This window comes from Curtobacterium sp. MCSS17_015 (assembly GCF_003234265.2).
Classification (GTDB): Bacteria; Actinomycetota; Actinomycetes; order Actinomycetales; family Microbacteriaceae; genus Curtobacterium.
On the sequence record NZ_CP126256.1, the window covers coordinates 242,332 to 255,987 of the forward strand.

11 protein-coding genes are annotated in these 13,656 nt (G+C 68.5%); 6 read left to right on the forward strand and 5 right to left on the reverse strand.

Translation table 11 applies throughout. The annotated features are described in order from the left end of the window. Positions 1 to 134: 134 nt before the first annotated feature. Together DEJ18_RS01135 and DEJ18_RS01140 are read left to right on the forward strand one after the other, a co-directional pair. Entirely contained in the window at positions 135 to 512 is a 378-nt protein-coding gene (locus DEJ18_RS01135; protein ID WP_111211389.1) for a hypothetical protein, read from the forward strand. Then, positions 509 to 1,282, forward strand: a complete 774-nt coding sequence (locus DEJ18_RS01140) for an RES domain-containing protein (protein WP_111211390.1) — start codon at positions 509 to 511, stop codon at positions 1,280 to 1,282. The genes DEJ18_RS01135 and DEJ18_RS01140 overlap by 4 nt, the downstream gene beginning before the upstream one ends. A gap of 361 nt (positions 1,283 to 1,643) precedes the next feature. Here the strand turns inward: DEJ18_RS01140 and DEJ18_RS01145 are convergent, their stop codons facing one another. The 4 genes from DEJ18_RS01145 to DEJ18_RS01155 are packed head-to-tail and all read right to left on the reverse strand — an operon-like array spanning position 1,644 to position 5,474. Then, entirely contained in the window at positions 1,644 to 3,485 is a 1,842-nt protein-coding gene (locus DEJ18_RS01145) for a choice-of-anchor G family protein (protein WP_181434269.1), read from the reverse strand. Further along, a complete protein-coding gene (locus DEJ18_RS01150) occupies positions 3,482 to 4,174 on the reverse strand; it encodes a hypothetical protein (protein WP_181434270.1) in 693 nt (230 codons plus the stop codon). Before DEJ18_RS01150 ends, DEJ18_RS01145 begins: the two co-directional genes overlap by 4 nt. Positions 4,175 to 4,224: 50 nt before the next feature. After that, positions 4,225 to 4,815 carry a signal peptidase I gene (locus DEJ18_RS15945; protein WP_502866251.1) on the reverse strand — a complete coding sequence of 197 codons (591 nt, stop codon included), beginning with the start codon at positions 4,813 to 4,815 and terminating at the stop codon, positions 4,225 to 4,227. Next, the gene (locus DEJ18_RS01155) at positions 4,788 to 5,474 is read right to left on the reverse strand and encodes an acyl-CoA dehydrogenase (protein WP_111211393.1); all 687 of its coding nucleotides are present in this window, start codon (positions 5,472 to 5,474) and stop codon (positions 4,788 to 4,790) included. Before DEJ18_RS01155 ends, DEJ18_RS15945 begins: the two co-directional genes overlap by 28 nt. A 241-nt stretch (positions 5,475 to 5,715) precedes the next feature. Between DEJ18_RS01155 and DEJ18_RS01160 the strand changes: the two genes are divergently transcribed. The 4 genes from DEJ18_RS01160 to DEJ18_RS01175 all read left to right on the forward strand — a co-directional run bounded on the left by DEJ18_RS01160 (position 5,716) and on the right by DEJ18_RS01175 (position 12,613). Then, positions 5,716 to 6,657, forward strand: coding sequence for an AraC family transcriptional regulator (locus DEJ18_RS01160; protein ID WP_181434272.1), 942 nt, complete (start codon positions 5,716 to 5,718; stop codon positions 6,655 to 6,657). Positions 6,658 to 7,155: 498 nt separating this feature from the next. Continuing rightward, complete coding sequence (locus DEJ18_RS01165; RefSeq protein WP_111211395.1) at positions 7,156 to 8,334, forward strand: SpoIIE family protein phosphatase; 1,179 nt, start codon at positions 7,156 to 7,158, stop codon at positions 8,332 to 8,334. A gap of 191 nt (positions 8,335 to 8,525) precedes the next feature. After that, positions 8,526 to 10,112: a hypothetical protein gene (locus DEJ18_RS01170; protein ID WP_181434273.1), complete on the forward strand. Its 1,587-nt coding sequence runs from the start codon at positions 8,526 to 8,528 to the stop codon at positions 10,110 to 10,112. Between the two features lie 89 nt (positions 10,113 to 10,201). Beyond that, entirely contained in the window at positions 10,202 to 12,613 is a 2,412-nt protein-coding gene (locus DEJ18_RS01175; protein ID WP_284178053.1) for a hypothetical protein, read from the forward strand. Positions 12,614 to 12,938: 325 nt separating this feature from the next. Here the strand turns inward: DEJ18_RS01175 and DEJ18_RS01180 are convergent, their stop codons facing one another. Then, a complete protein-coding gene (locus DEJ18_RS01180) occupies positions 12,939 to 13,277 on the reverse strand; it encodes a cupin domain-containing protein (RefSeq protein WP_111211398.1) in 339 nt (112 codons plus the stop codon). Between the last annotated feature and the right edge of the window lie 379 nt (positions 13,278 to 13,656).

The following is a 13,656-nucleotide window of genomic DNA, read 5'->3' on the forward strand; positions in this document are numbered from 1 at the left end:
CTCGCCGCTCCGTGTCATCGGTGGCAGCGTTGGGCTGTTACCGGCGGGTAGGAGCGGGGATCAGCCTGGCGCACTGCTCGTCACTCATGAGTCGGAGCTGGCCGAACCGATCAGTTGGGTGTAAAACTGGTGGCATGACGGTTGCAGCGGAGGTTCAGCACGGGCGGGTGACTCGGCTCGACATCCATGAGCTCGTTCGCGAGCTCAATGGTGCTCTCGGACCGACGCTGGTAGCTGCGGCCACCGGAAGCAAGGACCGGAAGCTCCCGATCAAGTGGGGCAAGGACGATGGCCCACGTCCCGGCGCTGACTTCGAGCGCCGTCTCCGCCTGATGTCTCGAACGTGGAGCGTCGTCGCCGAACACGAGGGTGCACACGTCGCCCGCGCGTGGTTCATCGGCGCGAACCCTTTCCTCGGAGAGCGCACCCCGCTCACTGCGATCCGCGATGACGACGCCGCTCAACTCGGCCGCGCCGCCCAGTCCTTCATCGACGGCACTGTCGACGCGTGAGCGTCCGCGCTCCCCGGACCTGCACCACCACAGGCTTGCGCCTCCTCCCATCAGCTGGCGACATCGGGTATCGAATCGCGAAGAACACCTACGCCCCCATCTCCGCGCCAACCCGACGGGACGCCGGATCACACCAAACGGAACGCTCCAGTTGGGGCCGGTACGACTCCGTTGACACCGCAACCCTCTACACAGCTGACTCCCGATCGGGCGCGTTCGCGGAGGTCCTCGCGGGATTCAAGCTGCCGCTTGGGACCGGCAGCGCCCTCGAAACCGACGCGGCAGCCCTTGGTTTGACGCTCGAGGAGTTCCTTGCGGACGTTGCCGCGGACTGGGAGGAACGCGCCTTCATGCAGACCGGCACCCTGCCCCGGTCATGGCGCGACGACCGCACGACACTGGTGATTGAGCACCCGGCGGAGGGGTGGCTTGTCGATATTGAGCACCCGGACTCAATCAGTGCGCTGGAGTCGAGCCTTCGAACGCACCTCCTGGTGGGCGGCTACGCGGCGTTCACCACCGCCGCGCTTCGCGGAGACGACCGCGCGCTCACCACCGCAGTTGCCGACATCGTGCATGACGCACGCCTCGACGACGGCTCACGTCCGCTCGGCATCCACTTCGGTAGCAAGCACGGCGGATCCTGGTGCCGCGCGCTGTGGCTCGACCGAACCGACAGCCACCTCACGGTCACCAGCAGTGAGGCGATCACGCTCGAGGATCCCGACTTCCGAACCGTCACCCGCCGCTTCGGCATCCGCGCCTTCTAGACGCGGCCGAGCCTCGCAGCCCCGACTGGCAATGCCGATGTATATGTGTTTGTCGGATATGACCCGCGCGGGCCGTGTAGGGGACGATTTGCCGAGTGCTTCATCCGCAGGGTCAGGGATCTTCGGGTGACCTCGCGGGTGGAGATGACGAGTTCGCGTGCGAGCGCGATTGCGAAAAGGCAATCCGGCGCTATCGGTCGCAATCTGCAGGTGACATGTGTCCCTCTTCCTGGCCGGAGGTGCGGCCTGGGTGTGCGTCCCGGCGATGTTCACCGCACCAGTGACAAGCGGCCGGCTTGTGGACGTGGTCATCACGTTGCCACCATCGCCGGTGGTCGACTTGAGAGCAGAATTCGCGTCGTTAAGAGGGTGATGTGCTCGTCCGGCGGAGGTCTATCACGGCCGGGCCCACGGTTGACTTCGCGAGGTCGATGCCCGCTGTGCCGGTGGGGAGCAGCGCGCTGAGGAGGCGAATGCGGAGCGCTGTGACGGTGTAGGCACCGCTTCGTACAGCTGTTCCATTCCGAGTTCCGGGTTTGTCGTCGTGCGCGTTGACCGTGATGGAAAGCAGGCTCGGGAGGCGGTCGGTGACGCTGCCGATCGCGCCGAGAAGTGGCCGAGCGGCAGCGGCGATGGTGCTGCCGAGCGAACTGACCGTCGTGAAGAGTGTCGAGGTCAATGTGGAGACGATGACGGTGGGAAGGCTGGTGAGGAGTCCGGATACCAGTGCGCTGACGACGCCGGTGAGCAGGCCGAGGTTCAGCCCGAGCAGGGTGGTGCCCACGGTCAGGTTGGACTGGCGGTTGATGATGGCTTCGACTCCGCTGTTCATGCGGATGTTGAGTTGCACCAGTGGCGCGGTGATGAGGTTGAGGTCGACGTCGAGGGCGACGCGAACCTGAAGCGTGTTGAGGGCGGTGATGAGTGCTGTGGTCACGCGGCCTGTCCAGGCGTCGAGGAGTGTGCCGACGCGGGTGGAGATGCCGTCGAGGACCGCTGCGTTGATGACGAGTTCGGTGTTCGGGGGGAGACCGTTGAGGCCGCTGTCGCTGTCCCCGAGCAAGTGGGCAAGGTCGACGCGGATCTTGCCTGAGGACAATTCGACGCTGACGGTCCCGTCCGTGAGGGTCTCGGTGAGGAGAGGGCGGACCGCTCCGGCGACGTCGGCTCCATCGACAGTGACGGTGCCGGAGACGGTGCCCAAGCGAAGCCCGTTGGTGAGCGCTCCGACGATGTTCTGCTGAAGGGCCTGGGAGAGGAGCCCGTTCGTGCCGGAGAGTTGTGCGATAGAGCTCTGCAGGGTCGTCACCGTGGTGTCGACACTGCTGACGAGCGATCCGACGAGAGGACTCTCGACGCGCAGCCCCAGACCAGCGACCCCGTAGTCCCGGACGAGATGCACACCTGCGGGGAGAGCCGCGGCTCGCGAGACGGAGCTGACCGTCATGGCATCAGCGGAGCCGGCGGGGCTGCTTCCCGTCACGTTGGTGCTTGCGCCGCCCCAAATTGCGTCCCGCAGCAGGGCGCAGCCGTCGAGCTCTGCGCTTGATGCGACGGCGCCGACCTCGAGGCCGACGTCGCTGACTCCGCTCAGTGCGGGGAGTGCCTGGCTCAGGGTCAGCGATGCCGGCTCTGGAAGACGGTCGGGAGGCGTCGAGTCGGTGACAAGGACACCGCCAGAATCGTTGACGAGGCCGGAGGCTGCCACCGATTGGCCCGTGGCAGTGGCCTTCGCGTATTGGTTCACCGCGCCGGCGGAGCCGGCGGGGAGACCGACGCCGAGCCCGGTGAGATCGAGTCCGAGGACATCGCCGAGGACGTCGACGTTCAACGGGTTCCCGAACGCGGCGACGGTCGGGGTGCTGGTGATCTCCGGAGCGGTCACCGGATCCACGGTCGCGCTGCTGGTGCTGGGCTTGGTCACGTCGAGGCCGTGCACGCCGGCGACGGTGTCGAGGTCGACGCCGGTGAGCGTGCCGCTGACGAAGCGGCTTGACGACTGCGTCGTGTAATCGGAGTCGGATCCGCATCGGAATGCCGAGGTGCCGATGTCGCCGTGCGTCCACTCCTGGTCATTCCACGACGCGGTGGTCGATGTGACTCCAGGGAGAACGATCGCCAGCACTGCGACGGTGGCAACAACGGCGATCCCTCGAGCTCCCCGACCGGATACACGCTGCCGCCAGGAGCGTGCGCCGATCATGATGCGCCCCGGAACCGTCGTTGTCGCAACGTGAATCCGGTGATGATCAGGGCCACACCGATCAGGCACGGCACGACGACCCCAGTGCCGGTCCATGCCAGGACGGACGGAGCAGGACGCGTCGATGAGACCGCTGGACGCTCCGCACCGTTGTTGTCCGGCGTTAGAGAGCCTGGAAGGGAGCCAGTGTCGGTGGTTGCGGTGACCCCGATGCCGACGGTCGCGGTCAGTCCCATGAGGCTTTCGTCGCTGGCGGCAGCAGCGGTGTCAGGAAGTGAGAACTCGACGAGGAGGAACGTCTCGCCGTCCGCACGGGGATGCGGGACGGTGAGCGCGGTGCGCCCGGCCGGCGAGGTAGGGCTCGGGCGGACGATCGGGTGGGGGGCGGCGCACCAAGGAGCGGATCGCATCTCCTGCCATTCCTCATCGCACGCGGTCACGGCGATTTGAAGGCCGCGGGGGTGGGCGACGAGGTCGCCGTCCTTCCGGACGTCGAGGTCGAGTCGCACGGTCCCGTCACGGTCGACGCGGGTGTGAATCTGCCAGAACGCAGGTTGACCTGGTGCGAGGTCGGGGATGTCGAGGTGGCTGCGGTCGGTGTCGAGTGTGAGCCCACCAGGGGTCCCTGTTTCTGGCGCAGGGTGCCAGACCGTCGCGGCAGCAGACGTGGCGCTGAGGATCCCGATCACACCGCACATGAGAGCGCCGCCTGCGAGGACACCGATCCGCCGTGAACCGGTCATGCTACGTCTGGCCCGCGTCGTGGTGGCCAGAACGCCCAAATGATCACGACTCCGACCATCGCAACGAGCAGCCCGCGCAGAAGGTGACTGTCGAGGGCCTGGAGGACTGAACCGACGGCGGGCGCTGAGGCGATCGTGAGTTGCGCGTCGCGTACGACGTAGGGGGCGCGATCGGGTGTGGCGTTCGCGTCCCCGCGCAGGGTCAGCGAGCGTGCCTCCCGGTCGGAAGGGACGTCGCCGACGGCGATCACTCGGTGAGTGACGGGCAGCACGGAGCCGGGTCGGGGGACCGTAACGACTTGTCCCGTCTGTATCTCACTCGCTGCCACGGAGCGAGCGACGACGACAGCTCCTGTGGGGATCGTGGGACTCATCGATCCAGTCGTCACGACGATGAGTGACAGGCCAGCAATCGTGGCGACTGCCCACCACGCGATGCAGATGAGCCCGATGATGCCGCTGACGGTGACCACACTTGTCCGAACGACATCGTGCAGCGTTCGCTTCGCTGGTGCTTGCCTCGGTGCGGCGGTGGAGGCGAGCTCGGTGTTCACCTGGGTCACGCTGATTCGGCCGTGAACTCCCACGCCGGTGCCACAGTCCGCCCTTGCAGGGCATCGAGTTCGAAGCCCGCTGGCAGGGCAGGACTGGTGGGCAAGGAGACCTCGAAGCAGTACGCCTGGGCGGATCCCGAATTCGCTGCCAGCGCTTGCGTCACCGTAGCCCCTGCCGTCCCCAGGGAACCGCTTGCGATGACGGCTGCGGGGTCGTTGAACGTCGCTGCGCTGCAGGATGCTGACGTCGCCGTCGTAGCGACGCGAACCTGCAGTGCATCCCACAGAATCTCGTCCGCGTCAGCGGTCGTGATGCCGGCCGCGGGCGTCGCGGACTCGAGGCGAAGCGTTCCTGCAACGGATCCCGAAACCGTGCGGAGCGCCACCGCAGCGTACGACGCTTCGCCCGGCGACAGCGCGAGCGCGTCTGCTGTGAAGGTCATGCCCTGGCCCGGGTTCGTTTCCGCTTGGGTCCATCCGGCCGTGAAGGGTGCTCCGGCGACGCTTTGCTCGACCTCGAACGTGGATGTACCAACCCCAGCGCCTCCAGCGCCGTTCCCGCCGAACACCCATTCCGTGTCCGTCCACGCGGCGAGGGTGAATCCAACCCCACCGACGACGAGAGAACCGCCGGCTGCGAGGGCGAAGATCTTGGTGCGCCGAGAAGCGGGCGCGGTGGACTGTCCTGACATCGTTGCTCCTGATCCCTGTTCGCCGACGGTGGCAGGAGTGGTTGGTTCCTGCTGCCGTGGCGATCTGGTGAGGATCTCCGACGACCCCCGTCAGCGATGTTTCGGTGATCTTGTCAGCAGCGGGAAGCTCTCGCAAGGCGAAAGTTTGTTCGTTTCTCGAACGGTTGCAGGCTCAAGGCGCGGGACGTGAAGGCGTCCGGGCAAGGGGATGCTCGGCGCGATTCGTGGTAGAACCCCTGCTGTGAGCGTGCCTACCTTCGTCGACGTTGCGACGACGAACGCTGATGAAGCAGCTCAGGCGATCAGTCAGAGCTTTGGGTACACGGCAGCCCTGTCCGCGGGGGCGTTGTCGTACCGTCAGCGGGTTGTCGGCGGCGATGCCGTCACGATCGCCGATTTGGAGCTCGGCGCCAAGCTGCAGGTCGATCTCGATGCCACTGATGAGGTGATGCTCGTCCAGGTGGAGTCAGGCACCTACGCGTACAACCCGTGGGGCTCAGAGCAGGTGATCGGTCAGGGCGAAGCGTTCTTGATGCCACCTGATCAGGGATTACAGTTCAGCATCGACCACGCCACGGTCTCGACATGCTCGTTCTCGGCAGGGCTGCTCCAAGAAATCGCGAGCGAGCTGTGGGACGTCGAGCATGTCCAGCTGCGAGAGGGCGCGGTACGCCCTCTCGATGCCGCGCAGCACTGGTTGTGGCGCCGGACCGTTGAGGAATACCGGCACCAGGTCCTTGAGACACCGGAGATCTACGCCGATGAGCTGCTCCGCGATCAAGCGTCCCGGTACCTGGTTGTCAGCGCGATCACTGCGTTCGGCCTCGTCGAAACGCCGATCCGCTCCGCTGCGATGCCGAGTGCCGCGGTGCGACGCGCTATCGCCTACATCGACGATCACCTTCAGGAATCGATCACGTCGCAGGACATCGCCTCGGCAGCCCGGCTGTCGCAACGAGGGCTGTCACTGGCGTTCCAACGGGAACGTGGCCAGTCACCCATGCAGTACGTGCGGCTCGCTCGTGTTGCCGGCACCCGAAGGGCTCTGCTGTCGGCGGACCCCACTCGGGGTGATTCAGTGACCGCCGTCGCGGCAGCCTGGGGTTTCAGCAATCCCGGACGTTTCAGCGCGCTGTATCGAGCGACGTACGGCGAGAGTCCGCGCGAGACCCTGACCCGCTGACTCCCGTACGCGACCGTGCTTGTGATGGGGACGGAGAACGGGGGTTGGTGAGGCCCCCGCCCTCCCTTCCCAGAACCCTGATTCCTCCCTGGGGCACTCTCATCCTGCCAGCCCGAAGCTCAGCGCCAAGCGTTTTCGGTAACGATTTCGGTCAGCTACGACTCGACGGTTGGTTGCAACGTCGCACCGTGCCGTTTCCGTCCAACTGCTACCGTCAACGTCACGCACCGGTTGGTTACCGGAGCGAAGGCGGCGTGGCGCGGCTCCTGATTCGTCACGCCACGCCGCCGCTTACTCCTCCGCGCGCGCGAGGACACCAGTTGTCCATCCCTGCGTGATCGCCGAAGGTGAAGCAGTGAGGCTTCGGACACCGCCGTGGCGTTGGCACCTCCGTCATCGGTCGGGCGTACTGCTTGCGCAGTGATAGCACTGCGCTTGTAGCGCCATGGTGCCCGGCATGGTGACTCGAGCTCGTCGCGGGCCGCTTACAGTGGCGGTGTGGATGGCGTGACGGTTCGGGCAACGCTTGTGCACGAGCTCGACGTCATCGGGGGAGACCCCGTTGAGCGATTCGACCGCGTTGCTCGGCTGGCGCGGGACGTGTTTGGAGCGCCGATGGCGTTCTTGAACCTCGTCGACGACGACACCGTGCACACCCTCACCCCACAGACATCGACCAGTCGTCGGGAGATACCCGCACGGGGGAGTTTCTGCGCGGAAACCGTGCTCCACGACGAGCCCACTTTGGTGCCTGACGCTCGCGCCGATGCCCGGTTCGCGACGCTGCCGGTGGTGCAGACGCTCGGAATGCGCTTCTACGCTGGCGCACCAGTCAGTGTGCGAGGCACACGAGTTGGATCGGTGTGTGTCATGGACACTCACCCGCGGGTCCTGGCCGATAGCGATGTCATCCTGCTGCAGGACCTCGCCACGTGGGCAGGCCGGATCCTCAGCAATGACGGCAGCGACGCTGGCTCGGGAACCGACGCCAGCACGCTCACACCTGATTCGCTTCAGCTCCCCGGCTACGACCTGCGCGCCGAAGTGATCCCGTTCAGTGGTGCCAGCGGCGACTTCTACGACTGGACGCCCACGACGAACGGGGCGGCGATCACCCTCACTGATGTGATGGGCAAAGGCGTGGAGGCGGCCAAGCATGCCGCGTCCATTCGTGCGGCGTTCCTTGCTCAAGACCTGGAACTGCCCGCTGCCGATGTGATCGCTGCCACGGACCGACAGATCGGGCCAGCGCTCGTGCGAGCGGAGTCATTCGCCACCGCGTTCCACGCACATCTCGACACATCCACGGGGTGGGTGGACTTCGGCGATGCCGGTCACGGCATCGCGATGCATCTCTCGGCACACGGGCACCCGGTGCGGCTGCTTCGATCACGGGACCTCCCACTCGGGCTGCATCCCGGCGCGATGCGCCGCTCCTCTGGGTTCCTGGTCCTGCAACCCGGGGACGCGCTGGTTGTCTGCAGCGACGGCGTGCTCGACCTGTTTGACGGGACACTCGCGTCGCTTGATCGGCTCGCCGAGATGTACTGGGCTGCTCCGGACGACTTTCTTCCTCGAGTGCGCGCCCTCGTTGCCGAACGCAGCCCTGACGACGATGTCACCACCCTCGTTCTTGCACGGCATGACGTCGCGCAAGAACAAGACGCGTCGAGCTGACGACGAGGCTCCTCGAGGCTGGCCGGCTCATCGCGGGCGGGTCACGCTCAACCCGTGGCACCAGGCTGCCTTTCCTCGCCTGCCCTCACGATCCTGACTTTTTCTTGAGAACATCTCGCGCACTCGGCCGTCGAGGGGTACCGTGCCGATCAACCATTCAACGTGCGCAGCCGAGATCAGGAGGTGAGCGCATGGACGCGTCGATGCGTGCACCCCTGCGGGCGGTGATCCGGTGGGCCCTCCTGGGCTCCGGGGTCGCTGCAGCGGTCGTGCTGCTCTCGCTGCTCCTGGGCGCTCGCCCGGCCGCAGCGGCAGATGGCTCGCTCCTCGGGCTGACGTCGACGAGTGGATCTCAGACCACCACGCAGCAGCGCAGCACCGGGCTTGTCGGCGGCGTCACGTCGACCGTCGGCGGGGCCGTGCAGGGCGTGTCGAGCGGAGTCGGCCAGGTGCTCGACACCGCCGTCGCACCGGTCCGGACCGTGGTCGCGCCCCCCGCGCCGGCCCCGGCAGCACCCGCTCCGGCAGCTCCCGCACCCGCAGCGCCCGCCCCGGCAGCGCCGGCACCCACAGCGCCTGCACCCGCAGCGCCCGCACAGGCCCCGGCAGCACCGGTCGCCGCCAGCCCTGCCGCGCCAAGTCAGCCGGCTCCGGCCCAGCACGCCCCGAACCCGGCCCAGAGCGCACCGGTTCAGAGCGCCCCGACCACCAGCGCACCGGCGGCACACGCCCCGGCGACGCCGAGTACGACCCCCGCCGGTACGCACGCCCCGAGCGGTGCCCGCCCGACCACGTCGGTCACCGACGGCGTCAAGGCGGCCGTGAGCGGAGCCTCCCGTCCGGTGTCCGACACCGTCGGTGTGGTCCTCAGCCCGGTGACCGACACCGCGAGTGCGGTGCTCAGCCCGGTGACCAGCACCGCCGCTACCGTCCTCGACCCCGTAACCGGGGCCGTCGGGACGGTCGCCGACGGTGGCCCCGTCACCGCAGTGGTCAACATCGTCGACCGGGTGGTCGGGAGCCTCCCGGTCGTCGGTGGACTCCTTGGCGACGAGACGCTTGGCGGCGTCACGGCCCCGGTCACCGGCGTCGTCGACGACACGCTCGGCACCGTTGGCGGCGTCCTCACGCAGGTCCCCGGCGTCGTCGCGGAAGTCCCGACCGTCGTCGACCAAGTCCCGGACATCGTCGGCGGACTGCCGTCCGGTCCGCTTCTGCCCGGCAGCCCGGTCCTGCCCGGAGGTTCGCTTCCCGGCGTCGATGTCCCATCGCTCCCGGTGGTCCCTGGCTCCGGCGCCGAGCCTGTCTCCGGCCCGACGCCCGTCGCGACCACGGCCCCGGTCAGCGACCGGACGCCAGTCCGCTTCACCGACGGCAGCACCACCGGCACCATCGCCGGCCCTGCCCCCGCCGTCCAGGCGGAGGACGCCACGACGTTGGCCCACAGCACCGCCGACACCAGCGCCGTCGTCTTCGGTCCCGTCGCCGCGTCCGCGGCTGCCACGGCCGCCCCGACGCACGGTTCCGCCGTGATCACCGTCGGCGGTGAAGCGCTCATTCTCCCGGTCGGCGGCGCACCGGTGCACACGCCCTTCGACGGCGGCACCGAGGGCACCACGGGCGGCAGCACCTCCGGCAGCTCCGCTGGCGCGAACATCCTCGGCACCGTCGGCACCGAGGCCCAAATCTCCCCCCTCGCCGCGGGCCTCCGCGGCTCGGTCTCCGACGACGCCGTCCCGGCATCGCTCGTCGGTGACCACGACGTCGCTCCCGATTGAGATCGGCGCACCTGCCCGTCATGGCAGGACGCGCCATCGACCGCCTCTGTGTGCGGTCGACCATCCATCTCGATCAGGAGTGAACGACCATGAACAAGAACGTCTCCCGAGGGCTCTTCTTCGCCCTCTGCGTGGGCGGGCTGACCTTCGGTGGAGCCGTCGCCGCGAACGCGGCGACGACCACCGGCGAGGACGGCACCGTCTCCGGAACCCAGGTCGCGCCGACCGTTGACGCGCCCGTCTCCGTCACCCGCAACGCCTTCGGCATCGTCGGCGACGCGGTATCCACCGCTGCCGCACCGGCAGCTCCGGCTCCGGCTCCGGCGGCACCTGCGCCCGCGGAACCAGCACCCGCAGCGCCGGCACCTGCTCCCGCCACGAGTGGGGTCGACGGCATCGCGTCCGGCACCCAGGTCGTACCCGACGTCAGCGCTCCCGTCGCGGTGACCGGCAACGCCGTCGGTGTCCTCGGGGACGCGGTGGCCGCACCGGCCCCCGCGGCTCCGGCTCCGGCTCCCGTTGCTCCGGCTCCGGCGCCGACGACGTCCGGCGAGGACGGGGTGCTCTCGGGCACCCAGGTCACTGGTGCGGTGGACGTGCCGGTCACGGCGACCGGCGACGCCGTCGGTGTCCTCGGTGACGCTGCCGCCACCGGCTCGACCTCCGGGTCGGCTCCGGCTCCGGCGGCTCCGGCAGCTCCGGCCGGTGACACGACGACCGCTTCGACCTCCGGGGAGGACGGGGTGCTATCGGGCACCCAGGTCCTGCCGGACGTCACGGTCCCCGTCACGGTCTCGGGCAACGGGATCGGCGCGCTCGGGGACGGATCGGCCATCGGGACCTCCGCGGCCCCGGCTGCTCCGGCCGGTGGCACGACGAGCGGTTCGACCTCCGGGGCGGACGGGCTCATCTCCGGCACGCAGTTGCTCGGGACCGTCTCGGTCCCGATCACGGTGACGGGGAACGGGATCGGTGTCGTCGGTGACGGCACGAGCACCGGTGGCTCGACGACCGGTTCGACCCCGTCGACCGGTACTGCTCCTACGGCTGGTGGGACAACGTCGGGTGAGGACGGCATCGGCTCCGGCACCCAGGTCACCCCGGTCGTCTCGATCCCGGTCACGGTCGACGGCAACGGGATCGGCATCATCGGTGACGGCACCAGCACCGGTGGCACGACGGGCACGACTCCCACGACCGGGACTGCTCCGGCGGCTGGTGGGACGACCTCGGGCGAAGACGGCATCGGCTCCGGCACCCAGGTCACCCCGGTCGTCTCGATCCCGGTCACGGTCGACGGCAACGGGATCGGCATCATCGGTGACGGCACCAGCACCGGTGGCACGACGGGCACGACTCCCACGACCGGGACTGCTCCGGCGGCTGGTGGGACGACCTCGGGCGAAGACGGCATCGGCTCCGGCACCCAGGTCACCCCGGTCGTCTCGATCCCGGTCACGGTCGACGGCAACGGGATCGGCATCATCGGTGACGGCACCAGCACCGGTGGCACGACGGGCACGACTCCCACGATCGGGACTGCTCCGGCTGCCGGTGGCTCGACGTCGGGTGAGGACGGCATCGGCTCCGGCACGCAGGTCTCTCCGGTGGTGGACGTCCCGGTGACGGTCGGCGGCAACGGGATCGGTGTCGTCGGAGACGGCACCAGCACCGGCGGCACGACGACCGGCTCGACCCCGTCGACCGGCACCGCTCCGGCGGCCGGTGGCACGACCTCTGGTTCGGATGGCATCGGTTCCGGCACGCAGATCATCCCCGTCATCGACGCCCCCGTGACGATCGGCGGTAACGGGATCGGCGTCATCGGCGACGGCACCAGCACCGGTGGCACGACGGGCTCGACCCCGACGACCGGCATCGCTCCGGCTGCGGGTGGCACCACCTCGGGCGATGGCGGTGTCGGGTCCGGGACGCAGATCATCCCGGTGGTGAACGTCCCCATCACGGTCGGTGACAACGGCATCGGCATCATTGGTGACGGCATCACGACCCCGGCCACCGGCACCACCCCGGGCACCACCCCGGGCACCAACCCCGGCACCACCCCGGGCACCAACCCCGGCACCACCCCGGGCACCAACCCCGGCACCACGCCAGGCACCACCCCGGGTACCGATCCCGGCACCACGCCGGGCACCATCCCGGGCTCGACGCCGAACACCGGAACCGCGCCCGGTGGCACGGGCAACATCCCCGACACCGGTACGACCCCGGTCGTCGGCACCATCCCGAACACCGGCACCACGCCGCTCGTCGACACCGGCACCGCCCCGGTCGTTACGGCCGACGTAGTCCGGTCGACCCCGACCCTCGTGTCCTCCGCTCCGGCAGCAGCCGCAGCGACCGGGGTAGAGGCGACGGCGAACACCGCCGGCACCCTGGCGTACACGGGCGCGGGCAATCCGGCGTCCCCGGCACTGGCGGCGGTCCTGCTGCTGCTCGCCGGCCTCGGGGCGCTGACCCTGCGGCGCCGCCACTGACGGGCGGCCCGCAGCGGACAGGGTGCGGAGCACCGGGCGACCGGTGCTCCGCACCCCCCCCTGCCCGGGGCATTGCGAGAAATAGGACAGCGCGCGACCGTAATTGGGAGGCCTCAACTCGGACCACGGTGATCGGTGACAAGGCACCCCGGTCCTCTTTTGCAGGAGAGCTGAGTCGCTTGCGTCGGCTTGGCGGGGCGGGTCAGAGCTTTCAGGCGCTCCGCCGGCGGCGGGTGAGCAGTGTGCTGATACCCGAAGCTGCCAGAAGTGCAGCAATGCACGAGGACCACGTCCGGCTCGCAGAGCACATCCTCCTACGCCTAAGTCACGCGCACACGGCGATGATGGTGCAGCCATCGCTGCCGGCACGGATCCATCGTCTGGACTCGGGTGTCACTGCTGCTGCATCGCCAGTCCGTAGCGGAACCTGATCACCGTCGACCAAGAGGGCTGCGGAGCCGCCGACAAGTACGTAAGCGTCTTCTGCGCCATCGTCCCGGTGATCATGGGGGACTGTCTCACCATCAGGCGGCAGCTCGACTTGGTACAGCCCGAACGCCGTGATGCCGAGCGCGTCGTTGAGGCGCCGGTCCCACGGGCTCGACGCCGGATGTTCATCAACAGACGCCGGCACCTGAGCAACTTGGATCACGGAGTAGGGCATCTCCCGCTTCTACCCGGCAACGCGAATGGCGGCATCAGGGTCGCTGTCCACCGAGGTCACCGGCCCCGTCTCATCGGTCCAGCGGGGTTCGCGTCCACGAACTGCGCGCCCACCTCGAGAAGTTTGCAGCGGCTCTGGGGGGCGACGACACACATGCGCTGACCTCAAAGGGCGACGGAACCGGTCCCATCAGTTGTGTGCTGACACCAGCAACGAGGCAACGCCGCGCCGATAACGTATGTTATGTCAGACGCTTTTGCGGGCAGCGAGGCCGGGCTTGCCTCCCACGCCGTCGGACCACTCCCGTTTCTCGTTCGCGGCCGCCGCCGAAAGCGGAGACGTGTTCACGGCCTCCGGCGAGTACGACCACCGGCCGGAG